This window comes from Flectobacillus major DSM 103 (assembly GCF_000427405.1).
In the GTDB taxonomy this organism is placed as follows: Bacteria; Bacteroidota; Bacteroidia; order Cytophagales; family Spirosomataceae; genus Flectobacillus; species Flectobacillus major.
In genome coordinates this window covers 3,559,700-3,575,755 of record NZ_KE386491.1, presented here as the reverse complement: position 1 = coordinate 3,575,755, position 16,056 = coordinate 3,559,700, and the positions used below count along the sequence as shown (strand labels likewise).

Annotated in this window: 14 protein-coding genes; 9 read left to right on the top strand and 5 right to left on the bottom strand. The window is 39.1% G+C overall.

Going from position 1 to position 16,056, the window contains the following annotated elements; all coding sequences use genetic code 11:
- Nucleotides 1-8: 8 nt before the first annotated feature.
- From FLEMA_RS71125 to FLEMA_RS76200, 4 genes are all read right to left on the bottom strand, one after another.
- Complete coding sequence (locus FLEMA_RS71125; protein ID WP_044172337.1) at nucleotides 9-2,774, bottom strand: TonB-dependent receptor; 2,766 nt, start codon at nucleotides 2,772-2,774, stop codon at nucleotides 9-11.
- A 26-nt stretch (nucleotides 2,775-2,800) separates the two neighbouring features.
- Nucleotides 2,801-3,364, bottom strand: a complete 564-nt coding sequence (locus FLEMA_RS71120) for a carboxymuconolactone decarboxylase family protein (RefSeq protein ID WP_044172334.1) — start codon at nucleotides 3,362-3,364, stop codon at nucleotides 2,801-2,803.
- A gap of 216 nt (nucleotides 3,365-3,580) precedes the next feature.
- Nucleotides 3,581-4,123 (bottom strand): carboxymuconolactone decarboxylase family protein, encoded by a 543-nt coding sequence (locus FLEMA_RS71115; RefSeq protein WP_044172331.1) that lies wholly within the window; start codon nucleotides 4,121-4,123, stop codon nucleotides 3,581-3,583.
- A gap of 182 nt (nucleotides 4,124-4,305) precedes the next feature.
- Nucleotides 4,306-4,851 carry a hypothetical protein gene (locus tag FLEMA_RS76200; protein WP_144080125.1) on the bottom strand — a complete coding sequence of 182 codons (546 nt, stop codon included), beginning with the start codon at nucleotides 4,849-4,851 and terminating at the stop codon, nucleotides 4,306-4,308.
- 534 nt (nucleotides 4,852-5,385) lie between these two features.
- On the opposite strand from FLEMA_RS76200, the gene FLEMA_RS76975 reads away from it, so the two are divergent.
- From FLEMA_RS76975 to FLEMA_RS0133460, 6 genes are all read left to right on the top strand, one after another.
- Complete coding sequence (locus tag FLEMA_RS76975; protein WP_159102703.1) at nucleotides 5,386-5,538, top strand: hypothetical protein; 153 nt, start codon at nucleotides 5,386-5,388, stop codon at nucleotides 5,536-5,538.
- Nucleotides 5,539-5,585: 47 nt separating this feature from the next.
- Nucleotides 5,586-8,615 (top strand): ligand-binding sensor domain-containing protein, encoded by a 3,030-nt coding sequence (locus FLEMA_RS0133495; protein ID WP_026996463.1) that lies wholly within the window; start codon nucleotides 5,586-5,588, stop codon nucleotides 8,613-8,615.
- Between the two features lie 185 nt (nucleotides 8,616-8,800).
- On the top strand, nucleotides 8,801-9,523 hold the full coding sequence (locus tag FLEMA_RS0133480; RefSeq protein ID WP_044172328.1) for a LytR/AlgR family response regulator transcription factor: 723 nt from the start codon (nucleotides 8,801-8,803) through the stop codon (nucleotides 9,521-9,523).
- Nucleotides 9,524-9,626: 103 nt separating this feature from the next.
- The gene (locus FLEMA_RS76970) at nucleotides 9,627-9,782 is read left to right on the top strand and encodes a hypothetical protein (protein WP_159102702.1); all 156 of its coding nucleotides are present in this window, start codon (nucleotides 9,627-9,629) and stop codon (nucleotides 9,780-9,782) included.
- A gap of 71 nt (nucleotides 9,783-9,853) precedes the next feature.
- A complete protein-coding gene (gene lpdA, locus FLEMA_RS0133470) occupies nucleotides 9,854-11,248 on the top strand; it encodes a dihydrolipoyl dehydrogenase (RefSeq protein ID WP_026996461.1) in 1,395 nt (464 codons plus the stop codon).
- A 221-nt stretch (nucleotides 11,249-11,469) separates the two neighbouring features.
- Nucleotides 11,470-13,290, top strand: coding sequence for an FAD-dependent oxidoreductase (locus tag FLEMA_RS0133460; protein WP_026996460.1), 1,821 nt, complete (start codon nucleotides 11,470-11,472; stop codon nucleotides 13,288-13,290).
- Nucleotides 13,291-13,370: 80 nt separating this feature from the next.
- On the opposite strand, the gene FLEMA_RS71105 is transcribed toward FLEMA_RS0133460, so the two are convergent.
- Nucleotides 13,371-14,369 (bottom strand): YhdH/YhfP family quinone oxidoreductase, encoded by a 999-nt coding sequence (locus FLEMA_RS71105; RefSeq protein ID WP_044172324.1) that lies wholly within the window; start codon nucleotides 14,367-14,369, stop codon nucleotides 13,371-13,373.
- A 147-nt stretch (nucleotides 14,370-14,516) separates the two neighbouring features.
- Here FLEMA_RS71105 and FLEMA_RS0133425 point away from each other — a divergent pair, with 147 nt between their 5' ends.
- The 3 genes from FLEMA_RS0133425 to FLEMA_RS0133415 all read left to right on the top strand — a co-directional run bounded on the left by FLEMA_RS0133425 (nucleotide 14,517) and on the right by FLEMA_RS0133415 (nucleotide 15,846).
- A complete protein-coding gene (locus FLEMA_RS0133425) occupies nucleotides 14,517-14,855 on the top strand; it encodes a winged helix-turn-helix transcriptional regulator (RefSeq protein ID WP_026996457.1) in 339 nt (112 codons plus the stop codon).
- A 112-nt stretch (nucleotides 14,856-14,967) separates the two neighbouring features.
- The gene (locus FLEMA_RS0133420; protein ID WP_026996456.1) at nucleotides 14,968-15,423 is read left to right on the top strand and encodes a GyrI-like domain-containing protein; all 456 of its coding nucleotides are present in this window, start codon (nucleotides 14,968-14,970) and stop codon (nucleotides 15,421-15,423) included.
- A 30-nt stretch (nucleotides 15,424-15,453) separates the two neighbouring features.
- Entirely contained in the window at nucleotides 15,454-15,846 is a 393-nt protein-coding gene (locus tag FLEMA_RS0133415; RefSeq protein ID WP_026996455.1) for a VOC family protein, read from the top strand.
- Nucleotides 15,847-16,056 lie beyond the last annotated feature (210 nt).

Genomic DNA, 16,056 nt, shown 5'->3' with positions numbered 1-16,056 from the left:
GAGGGTTTTTATCTAAAAAGTTCGTCAAAATTTAAGCTTACATAATATAAACCTCCTACCGACGGCGAGCCATAGGCTTGTACCACATACTGATTGGTGAGGTTAGATGCTCCTAATTTGATAGTTGTTTTGAGGCTTGGTACTTTGTAGCTTACTTGTGCATCCAACAAATTATAGGCACTTACACGCCCCGGAATAAGCTCTGTAAAAGTACCATACCAGTCAAAGGCCGTTTGCCAGTGCCATGCCACACTAAAGCCCAACCGTTCGGTTAGCTTGGGGTTACTCAACACCACATTGCTTTTCCATGTAGGTGTATTAAAGGCCGGAATATTGTTGGGATTGGCATCCATAATATTAAAATCAATCCATGTAGCATTGGCATTAAGTTGATAATGTTTTGGCAAGGCAAAAGTAAGTCCTGCACCAACACCTTGAATAGAAACCTTGTCGGAAGCGTTGGTATAAAGCTGGAACGCCTTAATTCTACCATTCAGAATATCGGCGGCGGCATCGGGGTTGATACTGCCATTGGCAAGGGTTACAGGGCTATTAGGACGAATTACAACCGAATTAATAATAAAATCGGTGTATTGGCTATAGTAATAGTTGATGTCGAAAAGTACTTTTGGGGTAATTAACCCTTTGTAGCCAAATTCAACACTTTGTACCTTCTCTGATTTGATATAAGGTACATTCGATTTTACTAACTTATCCTTATTGTTGGCCAAAGCATTGGGAAAAGGCGTTCCTTTCTGAAGGTCTGCCCCAAACCCACTACCAAAGGCACTTACCGAAGCTGCAGTGAAAGAGTTTTCATAAACATTCATCCCCTGAGAATTGACAGGAGCACCTCCCAAAATAAGAATAGGGCCAACATCCAACTTAATGAATTGGTCGCTAATAGTAGGATTGCGAAAACCCGTTTGGTACGAAGCTCTAAAATGGTGTCTATCGGTCGGAGAGAATACCGCAGAGGCTCTTGGGGTAAATTGACCTTTAAAGTTTTCGTTTTTATCGTATCTGCCCGACAATGTCACTTTGAGTTTGTCGTCCAAAATGCTTTTTGAAGCCTGAGCAAATAAGCCAAACTCGTCGTTGGTGAGGTTTTTACCTTTATCGTCAAAAAGTGTTCCTTCAGTATCTAAATAAAATTTACGATAGTTGCCACCTACTTGCAAATTGAATAGCTTAATGGCCGAGCTAAAATCGTACATTCCCTCAATATGCTTTAGGCTACAATTACTTTTAATGCCAGCTCCCGAAAGCCCTGTTGTTTGAATAAGCCTCTCTTTGGCTTGCTCAAATGGGGTACTACCAGGTAGTATTCTTCCTTCATCGGCAAAAGCCCGTGCTACAGTATGGTCTTTGGCGGTGATACCATTGATAGTGCCATTAAATGCTGCTGCATAACGCTGAAACCACGTAGCATCGGCTTTGTCGGGTGTTACGGTATTGCCGCTGAGGTCTTTTACCCAAGTACGGTTGATCTGCTGCCCCAACGAGCGTGTATTATAAGAATTGGTAGAAATTTCTTGGTTGGAATAGGCACGAATATAAAAGCTACTTCCTTTTAGCTCTAAACGATGTTGTACAAACTGAAAGTCGTTGATAACGAAACGGTTACTTCCTGTGTATTGGGCTGTTCCTTGGTTGTAATTAGCCTGATATATGGCCTCAAGGTTGTCGCTGATACGGTAGTGTAATGCACCGTTGAGTTTAACATTATACACACCATAATTGGCCAAATCTTTTTCTTCGTAACCCGTTCTCGATACTCGACCAATATTAGGTAAAGTCTGAGCTACTTCATCGCCATAAATATTAATAGCATTTCTTCCGGGGTTATTTACACCACGGCTGGTGGCTGGTGTGTTGGGGTCGATGTCGGTATAATTATTGGCGTACCAATCTGTACCTCTGAGATACGAAGCATTAATTTTGAAGGCAAATTTGTTGTTGAAAACCTTGGCGTATCTCAATGCCAAATCACTCATTGGTTTTGCCCCTAAGCCTGTACCATCAGCAATATGATTTAAACCTACTTTGGTTTGGATACTCAGCCCCTGAAAATCAAAAGGGTTTTTGGTTCTGGTATTCAGCATTCCATTAAAAGCAATTGGCCCATATAATGCCGATGCCGCTCCTGCAATTAACTCGGCACTTTCAACATCCAAATCGTGTGGGCCAAACATATTGCCCATTGCAAAACCCAAGCCCGCAGGTTGGTTGTCGATACCATCTACCAATTGCAGAAAACGCCCATTTCCAGTACTATTAAACCCACGAGTATTGATTTGCTTATAGGTAAGGCTACTGGTTACCATATCCAAAGATTTGAGGTTGAGCAAACCGTCATAGTAGTTGGCAGAAGGGGTTTGTTGGATATTCCTAATGTCCATTTTTTCAATACTAACGGGCGACCTAAGGATATTTTCTTCGACCCTAGAGGCTGTTACAACTACTTGATTCAGCTCGGCAGAGGCTGGTACTAAGGTTATGGCCAAATGTTGAGATTCTTTAATAAGATATTCTTGTCTTTCAAAACCAATCATCGATACAACAATCGTGGCGGGGCCTTTGGTCAATAAGCTAAAAACTCCCTCTTGGTTGGTTTTTGTACCGCTAAGTTTACCTTTAACGGCAATTGATACTCCCGAAAGCTCTTTTTGGGTTTCGGCATCGGTCACTTTGCCTGTTACTCTTACTGTTTGGGCAAGGGCAGTTATCTTGACTAAAAAAAAGATGAATATATATAAGTATTTGTTGTTCATGGTATGGAGCATAAAATGTTGGAAGTTTACTTTTTCAAATGGTCGTAGCCTTGTGGTAGGCGATTGTAGCCATGATGTACAATTCGCTCGCCTAGTTGCTGATAAAAGCCGCTCTCTACAGGAGGGGTTACACTGGCCATGCCATCGACATAGCGATTATAAAGGCAGAATAGGGCTGCTATCAAAACCGTATCATGAATTTCGGCATCGCTTGCCCCTTGATTTTTGGCTTCTTCAATAGCCTGTGGGCTAACAGCTTTGCCACTTACTTGAACCATTTTGGCAATTTGCAGCAACGCTTTCATTTTTGGACTTACTGGAGCATCTGCTAAATTATGTTTTACCATTTCACAGGTTTGGGTGTTGCCCAACAGAATATCTGCCGCTGCCGTATGAGCCGACGTACAGAATTTACATTCGTTTTGGTGCGAAACAATGCTTGCAATGAGTTCTCGTTCGCCTTGGCTTAGCGTGTTGTCGCCACGCAATAATATTTGGGTTAGCTCGCGAATAGGCTGAGCAGTTGTTTGGCTATATTCTAAAAGTCCTGTAATACCAGGAAGATGCTCGGGTAGTGGAATATGAGGCATTGTAAGTAAAATCTTATATTAGTACGATTGGGGATTCATTAAAATACAACGACAGATAGGAAGGTGTGCTGAATGATTTAATCTTATAATTCAAACTGATGCTGCACGATTACCTTACCTCTGCCTAAAAGCCAGAGTTCAAAACCCTTTGGACAAAGGGTTTCTCATCAACTGTTGTGATACAGTTATGCCCAAAAAGAGTTTGTAAGAAAAAGTTTATCTAGGACGATTGTAACCGAGAAAAGCCATTTTCTGACCCATTTCCAAATACGCTTCGTTGTCTTGTGGTGCCCAAGTACCTAGGCCATCTACATAGCGATTAAACATACAGAATGCTGCCGCAATCAAAACGGTATCATGAATTTCACGGTCGGTTGCATCGTGTTGGCGGGCTTTTTCAATATCCTCTGGCAATACGTGTTTTCCTCCTCTTTGTACCTTGGCCGCAATGTCTAGCAAAGCCCTAAGTTTGGGCGAAATGGTTGTTTCGGCAAAATTGCGTTTAATATCATCCATCAAACTAATGTCGCAGCCTAAATGAGCTACGGCCGCCGCTGCGTGCGACGAATGGCAAAAGTGACAATTATTTAGGTACGAAACATGTGCAGCAATGAGCTCTCGCTCGCCACTTGTCAGGGTCGAGTCGCTACGTAATAGGGTTTCTGCTAAATGCAAAAGGGGCTGTGCTGTAGTTTTGTTGTAGTCTAACAAACCACTAATTCCTGGCAAATTTGGATTGGGTAGTGTAATATGTGCCATAGCTAATTCTTTGATTAAGACATATAAAATCGGGCTGCTAAAAAAATAGCAACACTAGCCTATAGTAATAAGAGGCAGAGTAAATCAACAATAGGCGGTTAATAGACTGATAATGAGAGAGTCTATTGGCCACTTGTTATTTTACGAGCATTGGTACTATAGAAAAAAATCAGTAAGAAAAACTATGATACTTCGGGAGGGGTAAAAATAGACATAATAAAAAGTTGAGTAGCAGGTTGATGATAGTAGAACTGGTTTTTTAAGGTAGATAGGTATATCCATGGATATGCCGAGACAGACAAATCCGTTGTTGGAATATAGTTGCCAGACAAAGACTTACAGAAGTCTAATGCCTTTTTCAGAGGTGAATCTTTACCAGAGTTTTGTTCTGCAAACTGAGAGCCTAGTTCATCTGCAATAGACTGGAGTTTGTGTTTGGCAGAATGGTTCGTTTTGATTCTAGTAACAAGGGTATCATTTGAATAATGCTGTTCTACGATGTTATAATATTTGCCTTGATATTCGATGAGTCCTTGATGAGCGGCTGGGTTTACAAAGTCATTGCTGTAAGGCAAGGCAATAGGCATTTTGATTTCTATCCATTCGTCATTTTGTGAAATGGGCGTAGCTTCACGATAAGTCTTGTCAAAACACAACAGCACAATCCCTGTGCTAAACATATTGTATAGCAACAAGCACAAAAAGGAAAGGCTTACAAAATTTTTCAAGGGACAATCAAGTGTTTGGATTTAGAGAAATCACAGTATAGTAAAATTAATTATTTATTAGTTACAATAAAACAGGTGTCTGTAATTTATTTATAATTAAAACGTATCAAGACTCCTCCCAATCATTTTTAGGGGTATTTTAAGGTAATTCCCATACCAATATTGCTATTCCTTAGATTATTCACAATGTTATATTTAGGGTTGTTTGTCTAAGAAATTTCCTTGTATGGCTTCATGATTGTATAGAAATTATATTTCTATACAAAGAAAATGCCTATTTATTCAATCAAAACGCCCATTAGTGATACCCTCATCTATTATTAATAATAAGTATACTTTCTTTACTGCTTATAATCCACTTCGCTTATCATTACTAGTGTGATGGCTCAATTACAACTTTTTCGGTGTAGGCCACAGAAAGTATTACTGAATACCAGTGGTATCGTGGCCAAATGTAATTGATAAAAAGGTACTTGGCCGAAAAGAGGTGAGTAATTTTGAAAAAACGAAAAGTGTACCACTTTTGCACAAACAATGGCGTATTGGTACAGCTCGCCATCGTTTCAAAGTTTGCTGATATTGGCCAAACTACAAATCAATTTTTACAAGCTATTGATTTCGCTTTGTGGACAATACCGCTCAACAAATGAGACATACACGTATGCTGTATTTGAACTAGACAAATAAATCCGAGAAATTAGTGGAAGAATCTATTTTTCTTAAATAATTACTGAATGTATTGTAGAATAGGGCTTTTGATTGGTTGTTTATTATATAGTATTATTGCTCAGGGACAATATTTTTTGTCGTCAAAACATTATGGACTTGCTTCTGGAATTGGGCATAGGCATATCAATACGTCCTTTATTGATTCGCATGGACGCAAGATAATTCTGAGTGCCAATGATTTGGCTTTTTTTGAGAATGGAAACTTCAAAACGGTATCTTTCCCAGATTCGTATTCTACCAAAGGGCTTAATACTATTTATGAAGACGACCTCGGCAATTACTGGATTTCTGAAAGTTTTGAATGGTTTTATCCATTTGGTATACGCCATACTTTTGTTTTTTTGCCTAACCACCAGTTTATTCCTGCCGAACAAAAATTACCATATAGCATTAATATCGAATCAATACGCTCCGACGAGCGTCGCCAGCTTGTAATTGGTACACAACAAGGCGAAATATATACCTATTCTGCCCAAAAAAACCGTATGGTACGCAAGCTCAAATATAGCAATGCTCCGATTAAGGTATTATATGCACAGAATAATAGAATTGTTTTTTGTGAAGTAACAGATATATCGCTAGATAAAAAGATTGTGGTGATAGACTACGCTGGCAAGATACTTTACGAAGAAAGCCTGAGTAATCGTCTTTGCCAGTCGGTACTTGAGGTTGGACACGAGTTTTATGCCTTATATCTTCGATACGATGCTCATCAAAAGAAAAGCATGGAATTGGTGAAGCTAGGAACGAATACCCGTATGCAAGGAAATATTAATCAAACCTTTTTTTACCTGACAGGTATCACCTACGAGCCAAAGCACAAAACGATTGTGCTGTACCACAATAACAAAATCCAGTTTTTGAACGAAAACCTTCAGGTAAAATACGAACACAATTTTGCCAATGCGATTCATCATTTACTTGCCGATGGCCATGGTAATTTGTTTTTGAGTACAGATAATGGCTTTTCTATTATAAGGGTACAAAAAGGACAAATTCAAACGTACTTGTACAATCCGAATATAGAGGCTGTTGAGGAAAATTATTCGTGTCGTTCTATTTTGAAAATAGATAAAACACATCTGGTAGTCAATACCAATCGCTCTAGGCAACTCCTAGATTTGACTACGGGCAAAAGTGTGGTATTGCCTCCGCTCAGGCCAGAAGCCTCAGTTGATTTTGTTCTTTCTATCTTGCCAGACGAGCAAGGTAATATCTGGTTTGGTGAACAATTGCTAGGCAGTACCAATCTAAAAACTCGTAAAAATCAAATCTATTATTCTAATTACGAAACCCGTATTTGGGCAATGGAAAATTACCAAGATGGTTTTTTGTTAGGTTTAGAAAAAAAGGGAATAGGACACTACCATAAAGCAACCCAAAGAGTAGATTTTAGGAAAAAAAATATTCCTAAAGCACTTCAAGAATCGACGGTCTATGATTTTTATAAAACGAAGAATCAAGTATACATAGCCTCTAGCTCGGGTTTGTATGTATTGGATAGCCTTGACAAAATAACTGAGATAGAGTACCCCAAAGAGCAAAAAAAAGCAACATATTTTATCAATACATTTGTTGTAGGTAACCCAACCAGGCTGTGCCTTGCTACCGAAGAAGGGATTTTGTTATTAGATACTTCAACGGGGCAAATCACACCATTTATTCGAGACAAGACTTTTGCCAACGTCAAATTTCTGTCGTGCTACGCTACTCAAAACGGCTATTGGGCAAGCACCGAACAAGGGATCTGGCATTTTGATAACCAAGGTAACCTTCTGAAAATATATACAGAACTCGATGGCCTCACCAACAACGAGTGCAATACCTTGGCTCATTATCAAGACGAGCAAGGAGTGTTGTATTTTGGGGGTATCAATGGCCTAAATGTCATTAACCCTGTAGCCTTTCCAAGCCAGCATCAAGAAGGCAATATTTTACTAAAAAAAGTAGCTATATTCAGCAATCAAGTGTTGAGTCAGGTACAAACCCAAATTAGTACACCTCGTATTTTTTTGAAAACTAACGAAAATACTTTGAAAATAGAAGTAGCCTACAACGATTATCAGTACGATTGCGACAAGCGGTTTTATTATACCACTCAGGCCAATCAGTTGGAATGGACTCCTTTTTTGGAAGAAGAACTGAGGCTAGAAAACCTGCCTTATGGCAAAACTACCGTTTATGTCAAAGTAGTAGCATGTAACAACTTTTCGCAAAGCAGTATCAAATCAATCGAAATTAATCGAGAGTATCCTATTTATTTTCGGTGGTACTTCTGGGTATTGGTAGGAGGGGGGCTTGTCCTAGGTGTTTGGGGGGTGGTTCAGTTATATGCGTATAATTATCGTTTGCGTAACCTCAAGCTAAAAGCCTTAGTAGATAGACAGACTGTTCGCTTGCAAGAAAATATTCAGTTTCGTGACGACCTTCTCAAGTTACTTGTACACGATGTCCGGCATCCAATTATTAGTTTTAATAACCTAACAGACAAGCTTAATCTCTTGATTCGACGAAATGAACACGAGCGGCTTCTACAACTAGGTGCAGAATCAAAACACCGTAGCGAAAGCCTTTTGTGGCTGGTCGATAACTTGATTTTGTGGATTCAGTCTTCTAACAAAAATGAAACTGTTGTGCCTCAGAACGTAGACCTTGTTGTATTAATTAATAGGATTATTCGTTCGTATAGCAATGATATTGATTTCAGAAGACTTACCTTTGTGATAGAGCCAGCGGTATTTATCGGAAAAGTAGACGAGCGGCTTTTTGTGATTGTAATGCGGAATATTATTTTTAATACAATCGAATATGCCAAATCTGGAAGTAGTATTCAGATTCGGTTGAGTCGAAATACTCATTTATTAACGATCGATTGCCAAAATTTTATGCACTCAGAAACGGAACCACAACCAGAGCTACAAGGGCTGAAAATGGGGCTAAGTGTATTGAAGGCTATCTTGAAGAAGCAGTCTATTGAATTAACCAATGAAAAGGTAGGTGAAATATATCATACCAAATTAGTTATTCCTGAGTAAAGCTGTACTCGTATAATTAACCCCTAAAACATAATTGTATATGGTGTATTTGAGGACGTAATGCACCGCTTTATTTTAAAAGTAAACTCTTGCCGTAAGTTTAAAATGCTCAATAGAATAAATCTTGCTCATGATATATGCTTGTGCGAGTGTACAGTTTCGCCAAAGTATTAAAGCCTTAATTTATGAATCCACTATCTTGTTTAGTACTAGAAGATACCATTAGTGACCAACTGGATATAGAGTTAATACTACAGCACTATCCTATGATAGAGCCTACTTATGTAAATTCGCCCAAGTCTTTTTTACAGGCTATCAAGGAAAAAGAATATCAATTGTTTTTTATAGATATTCATGTGTCGTCCGATATTACAGGAATAGACCTATTAGCGTCGATTCGGAATCCAACGGCTTCTGTTATTCTGAATAGCTCGTATCTGTCAGACGAGTATTATGAGGAATACAAACGTATAGATTGCCGAAAGTTCTGTTTAAGCAAGCCCATGAATACTTTCTCGATTCGGGCTATTCTCGATGATTTACTTCAGCATCATCGTATAAATGATGTTTCGCCCCCTACCACCGATTTTATCATGATAAAACAAGGCGATTACTTACACAAAATCAGTATTAGCTCTATTTTATATTTAGAGTCGATAGGGCACATGGTGTATATCAAAACCCGTGAAACCAAATATGCTACCTATGGTTCGTTGAAGCATTATGAAAATTTGTTGAAAGGAAACAACTTTGAAAAAATCAATCGGAATGTTATCATCAACTTATTTTTTGTACAAAAAATCAATATTAAAGACGACTACGTTGAAATAGATAATGCTTGTTTTTCGCTTAGTAGAATCCAAAAAAAGGAGTTTGTCGACAAGTTTGACCGACTTATTTTGCGTTAAACAATACCCAACAACAAAATAATTAAGTTATTGATGGTTTTCAGAAGTAAATAGACACCAATTTTTGGTTTATCGATTCTTCAGATACTTATAAGCCCATCGATTGAGCAAGCCAACTGGGTACTTTGAGATATTTATGGTACTAATAGCTTCGGGTATTGGTATTTATGGCGGTTTTTCAAGAAAACCAACCGACTATGTGTCTATTAGCAAGTTTTCGGTAATTCCTTGTATTCTTCTACCAAAAACTTCCTCCTAATTCCTTAGCAGTTGACGGCTTATAACTATATTTGTACCCAAATTGTACTTTTCCCTTTAAAATAGAACAAAATGGCAACAACTTATGATTTAATAGTGATTGGCTCAGGACCAGGCGGATACGTAGCAGCAATTCGTGCTTCACAGTTGGGATTGAAATGTGCAATAGTTGAACGTGAATCTTTAGGCGGTATTTGCTTGAACTGGGGCTGTATTCCTACTAAAGCCCTATTAAAGTCAGCACAGGTTTTTGAATACATCAAACACGCCGCTGATTACGGTATTTCGGTATCTGAGGCTAGTGCAGATTTCGGTGCTGTAATTAAGCGTTCTCGTGGCGTTGCCGATTCCATGAGCAAAGGTGTTCAATTCTTGATGAAAAAGAATAAGATTGACGTAATCATGGGTAACGGTAAAGTAAAGCCGGGCAAAAAAGTAGAAGTTACGGGTGCCGATGGCGCTGTAACGGTTTATGATGCCAAGAATATCATGGTTGCAACTGGTGCTAGAGCAAGAGCATTGCCTAATATCCCAATCGACGGTGTAAAAGTAATTGACTACCGCAAAGCCATGTCTTTAGAAAAACAACCTAAATCGTTGGTGGTAATTGGTTCGGGAGCTATTGGTGTTGAATTTGCGTATGTTTATGCTGCAATGGGTACAAAAGTTACTATTGTAGAATTTATGCCCAATATCGTTCCTGTAGAAGATGAGGACGTATCAAAAGAATTGGCTAAACAATACAAAAAATTAGGTATTGATGTTCACACTAATTCGTCTGTAGAGTCGGTTGATACCAGTGGCGAAGGCTGTAAGGTATCAGTAAAAACGCCTTCTGGCAATATCACTATCGATAGCGACATCGTGCTTTCGGCAGCGGGTGTTATTGCAAATCTCGAAAATGTTGGCTTAGAAGACGTTGGCATTATTACTGACAAAGGCAAAATCTTAGTAAACCAATGGTACGAAACCAATATCCCTGGTTATTATGCAATTGGTGACGTTACTCCTGGCCCAGCGTTGGCTCACGTAGCATCGGCAGAAGGTATTATTTGCGTAGAAAAAATTGCAGGCCATCATGTAGAACCTTTAGATTATAGCAATATTCCTGGTTGTACTTATTGTTCTCCTGAAATTGCATCGGTAGGCCTTACAGAGAAAAAAGCAAAAGAGGCTGGCTACGATATTAAAGTAGGTAAATTCCCTTTTGTGGCTTCAGGTAAAGCTACGGCCGCTGGAGCAAGAGATGGTTTCGTTAAAGTTATTTTTGATGCAAAATATGGCGAGTTCTTGGGTGCTCACATGATTGGATACAACGTAACAGAAATGATTGCCGAAGTTGTAGTAGCTCGCCGTTTGGAAACTACTGCTCATGAAATCATGACATCTGTTCACCCTCACCCAACTATTTCGGAGGCTATCAAAGGAGCAACCGAAGCAGCTTATGGATGCGCAGTTGATTTGTAATCATCGCTAATGACTTCTCAAAAGGCCATGTAGAACCCTCTACATGGCCTTTGTTTTTTTATTACTTTAGGACTAGGTTCAAGGGGAGTACTAACCACAAAGTGTTTGTACGACTATGTTGAAATCAAAAAAAAACTCATTGAGTAGTGTTATAATAAACCATTAGCAATATTCAGGGTTTTTGAAACCTAACTGACTTAGTGTTTTTTACTTCAAAATCTATGAAAAAGATTATTCAGCTTTTTATATATCTTATCCCAATCGTCGGGTTTTCACAAATAAAAACCGATGTACTTGTTATTGGTGGCGGTGCTAGTGGTGTAATGGCAGGTATACAGGCGGCACGTTTAGGAGTCAAAACCACTATTATCGAGGAAAAAACATGGCTCGGTGGTATGCTTACTTCGGCGGGTGTTAGTGCAATAGACGGCAACCATCATTTAGCAAGTGGCTTGTGGGCTGAATTCAGAACTGCACTTATCAAGCACTATGGCACAGCCTCGGCTCTTCAAACGGGCTGGGTGAGCCAAGTAATGTTTGAGCCTCAAATTGGACAAAAAATTCTTTTGGATATGTGTAGCAAGGAGTCTAATTTAAAGGTTCTTTTACATACCCAATACTCCCAAATAATCTGGCAGAATAATACATGGGTGGTTTCTTTAAAAGGAAAGGTTTTGGGTACTATTCAAGCAAAAATAATTATCGATGCTACCGAATTAGGCGATGTTGCAGCCCTCTTAGGTACTAAGTATGATTTAGGAATGGATGCTCAAAGTACGTATCACGAGAGAGTTGCCCCTAAGCAAGCGAATGATATTATCCAAGATTTGACTTATGTGGCAGTGTTAAAAGATTATCACCAGCCTCAAAAACCAATAAGCCCTTCAGCAACTTACAGAAAAGAAGATTTTATTTGTGCTTGCGAAAAATTATGCCCCGACAAACAAATGCCTAGGCTTTGGGATTGCGAAAAAATGAAAACCTACGGCAAGCTCCAAAACAACCTCTACATGATTAATTGGCCTATTAATGGCAATGATTTTTATGTGAATATGATAGAAATGAATGCCGAACAACGTAAACAAGCCATTGACAAGGCCAAAGAACATACCCGAAACTTTGTGTATTTTATGCAAACCGAATTAGGCTGGAATACACTTGGGCTGGCAGATATTTTCGATACGATAGATTCACTTCCTATGATTCCTTATCATCGTGAAAGCCGTAGAATTAAAGGGCTTGCTCGTATCAATATGAACCATCTCGAAAAACCCTTCGAACAGCCCGAACCTCTTTATAGAACTGGCATTGCAGTAGGCGATTATCCCATAGACCAACACCATGGCAAAAATCCCCAAGCCCCAGACTTGTACTTTGTTCCAGTACCGTCCTTTAATATTCCGCTAGGAAGCCTTCTCCCCGAAAATGTGCATAACCTTATTGTTGCCGAAAAATCTATCTCTGTTTCAAACCTCGTTAATGGTACATCTCGTTTGCAACCTGTTGTGATGGAAATAGGGCAAGCCGCTGGTGTATTGGCAAGCCTTGCGGTACAAAATAATGTTTCCCCAGACAAAGTGCCTGTTAGAAAAGTACAAAATATCCTAGTCAACAACAAAGCCTATCTGATGCCTTATATTGATGTCTCACCAGAGCATCCTTATTTTAGAGCAATCCAAAAAATAGGTGCTACAGGTATCTTGAAAGGTGAAGGTAAAAACAACAAGTGGTCTAATGAAACATGGTTTTATCCCGACTCCACTATTCTGTTAAAAGATTTCTTAAAGGGGCTAAAACCTTACTATCCCAAACTAAAGTTACCCACATTTACGGAGTCGGAAATGAGTTGTCCACTGAGTTATCCACAATTGACGTCTGTATTTATCCACATATCCCCAAAACACAAGGTACATCTTCCTTCCGATGGTACAATTACAAGAGGTGAGTTGTCCTATATTGTGGATAAAGTATTGAAGCCATTTTATCAAAAAGTCAATTATCAAGGCTTTTTAGAACACGAAAAAATCAACAAAAAACCATAGATTTTTCTTCTATCTTTTTAGTGTTTCTAGAAGAAAAATCTATGGATTAATAGAAGGGGATTTAATGGTATTATCCTATTTTATTGAATTATCTTCACTAGGGTTTTTCCAAAGGCTTTTCCTGCTAGCATCAGGTCTAACTTAGCTGGAACATCCTCTAAGCCAACCTGATGGCTAATCAAATCAAGGTTGTCGAGTTTCCAATCGCTGGCTAAGTGTTGCCATATTGCTAAGCGTTTTGCCATAGGGCATTCGGCCGAATCGATACCCAGTAGGGCATTGCTACGAAGAATAAATGGAAATACCGAAGTAGGCAAATCTGGAGACGCCACCAAGCCACAAGCTGCCACAGCTCCGCCATATTGCAAAGATTTAAGAATGGTTGCCAAAATATTACCTCCTACAGTATCTACAGCACCTGCGTAAACAGATTTTAGCATCGGGCGGCCAGATGTATCATTCAAGCCTTCTCGGCCTACTATTTCGCTAGCTCCAAGGCGTTTTAGCAAGTCGGTGGCTTCGGGCTTACCCGTGACTGCCACTACCTCAAAACCAAGCTTTGCTAAAATAGCTACCGATAAAATACCCACTCCGCCCGTAGAACCTGTAACGATAACTTTACCTTTTTCGGGACTTAGGCCATATTTTAATAATGCGTCGATACACAAACCTGCTGTAAGCCCCGCTGTACCTAAAATCATGGCCTCGGCCAGACTCAGTCCCGAAGGTAAAGCAATAACCCATTTGGCAGGAACACGAATATATGCGGCCAAAGCACCTGATGTATTCATCCCCAAATCATAACTGGTAACGATGACTTGTTGCCCCACCGAGAATCTTGTGTCTGTACTTTCAACTACCACGCCCGAAGCATCTATACCAGGAGTATGTGGATAATTACGGGTAACACCTTTGTTGCCTATCGACGACAAAGCATCTTTATAGTTTAAGGTAGAATAATGTACTTGTACCAAAACTTCACCCGAGGGGAGTTCGTCGAGGTGTTTTGTTTTGATTTCACGGATATATTGTTTGTCTGAATTTTCAGAAATAACCAAAGCTTGAAATGTTTGACTCATGGTTTTGTATTTGTTTTGTTAAAATATAAGTATATTTATGCTGTAAACATCCACAAAAAAACATTGAAAGTCAAGCAGTTACAAGCTGTTTAGCTACTTACAAAAAGTGCAGTTTTCTTGATAATCAAGCACTTAATTTTTTTATATATGGAAAAAAACTATGTCGAGTCTGATTGCCCTTCCGATGTATTTATGAAAGTACTGAAAGGCAAATGCAAAACCACCTTGATAGTACTTATCAAAAAAGGCATCAACCGCTTTGGCGAAATGAAACGAGCATTGCCTACTATTAGCGAGCGAATGCTAGCAAAGCAATTGGACGAGCTAGCAGCCGATGGTATTTTGAACAGAACCGTATATCCAGAAGTACCCCCTCGGGTAGAATATTCCCTCACCGAATATGGCGAAACCCTATATCCCATTGTCAAAGAAATCAGACATTGGGGGAGAATTCACCAAGAAAAAGTTTTAAATATTTCGGTATAATTCAAAACACTACTGACATACCCTTGTCACTAAGCAGTATTTACTTTGTGAAGTAATCAATATTAAAGCAGCAAAAAACGCTTTTGAAATACTTTAAACTTCACAATCAATTATGACAACGAAACAAATCCCTGCACAGAAGTACCTAATTTATAGTACCGAAACTACACTGCCTCATGTAAACACCATTGCTATGCGTGAAGTAGAACCTCTGTATACGGTTGCTGCTCAGGCAGGTTTAGAGCCTCAGGGCCCTTTGGAGTTTATTTATTGGAATGCCTCTGGCGATACCACAAAGCCTTTTACACTTGAAATAGCCTTGCCTATCAACAATATCGATGTGGCTGTGCCTGAACATTATTTGTCCGAAACACGTGAAGGCTTTAAGGCTTTAGCTCATGTACACTATGGCGATTTTAGTAATATAGACCCCGTGTACAAAGAGTTATTCAATGAGCTTTTTGCCAAAGGTGAAAAACCTACAAACCAGATAAGAGAGGTATATATTCACTGGGTTGACCTTACTTCAGCCGAAAATGTAACCGAAATTTTATTAGGAATCGAATAGTATATATTAATCCTCAAAAACCTATTTAGTATGATTAAGTTTGCTTATACCATTTTGTATGTTTCGGATGTAGAAAAGTCTGTAGCATTTTATGAAAAAGCTTTTCAGTTTAGCCTCAAGTTTATCAGCCCCGATAGCACTTATGCCGAGTTGATTACAGGCGAAACAACGCTATCTTTTGCTCATAAAGAATTAGCATCAAGCAATTTACCCGAAGGCTTTCAAGAAAGCAGTCTTTCTACAAAACCATTTGCCATTGAGATAGGCTTTGCTACCGAAAATGTAGAAAACTTGCTAGAACAGGCTATCCAAGCGGGTGGCATATTAGTGGCTGCTCCCAAACAAAAACCTTGGGGACAAACAGTAGCTTATGTACGAGATTTAGAGGGTTTTCTGATAGAGCTTTGTACTCCAATGGCGTAACTTGAGTTTATTTATATATTTCTTAAAGGCTGGTTGCTATCAATAAGATAGCCCAGCCTTTTTTATTGTCGACCGCTTATCATGGTTTAGCCTACACTTATCCTTTTCTGATGCTTATTTCCAACCTCTAACCTATTTATAGTATCATACGATACTACAGCCAATGATTTTTGGCTGTAAACTAACAAGGTAAATTCAAGTTTTAATCTT

Coding starts and splice junctions, on each gene's coding strand:
- FLEMA_RS71125 (WP_044172337.1), bottom strand. CDS start 2,774: ATGAACAACAAATACTTATATATATTCATCTTTTTTTTAGTCAAGATA.
- FLEMA_RS71120 (WP_044172334.1), bottom strand. CDS start 3,364: ATGCCTCATATTCCACTACCCGAGCATCTTCCTGGTATTACAGGACTT.
- FLEMA_RS71115 (WP_044172331.1), bottom strand. CDS start 4,123: ATGGCACATATTACACTACCCAATCCAAATTTGCCAGGAATTAGTGGT.
- FLEMA_RS76975 (WP_159102703.1), top strand. CDS start 5,386: ATGGCGTATTGGTACAGCTCGCCATCGTTTCAAAGTTTGCTGATATTG.
- FLEMA_RS0133495 (WP_026996463.1), top strand. CDS start 5,586: ATGTATTGTAGAATAGGGCTTTTGATTGGTTGTTTATTATATAGTATT.
- FLEMA_RS0133480 (WP_044172328.1), top strand. CDS start 8,801: ATGAATCCACTATCTTGTTTAGTACTAGAAGATACCATTAGTGACCAA.
- lpdA (WP_026996461.1), top strand. CDS start 9,854: ATGGCAACAACTTATGATTTAATAGTGATTGGCTCAGGACCAGGCGGA.
- FLEMA_RS0133460 (WP_026996460.1), top strand. CDS start 11,470: ATGAAAAAGATTATTCAGCTTTTTATATATCTTATCCCAATCGTCGGG.
- FLEMA_RS71105 (WP_044172324.1), bottom strand. CDS start 14,369: ATGAGTCAAACATTTCAAGCTTTGGTTATTTCTGAAAATTCAGACAAA.
- FLEMA_RS0133425 (WP_026996457.1), top strand. CDS start 14,517: ATGGAAAAAAACTATGTCGAGTCTGATTGCCCTTCCGATGTATTTATG.
- FLEMA_RS0133420 (WP_026996456.1), top strand. CDS start 14,968: ATGACAACGAAACAAATCCCTGCACAGAAGTACCTAATTTATAGTACC.
- FLEMA_RS0133415 (WP_026996455.1), top strand. CDS start 15,454: ATGATTAAGTTTGCTTATACCATTTTGTATGTTTCGGATGTAGAAAAG.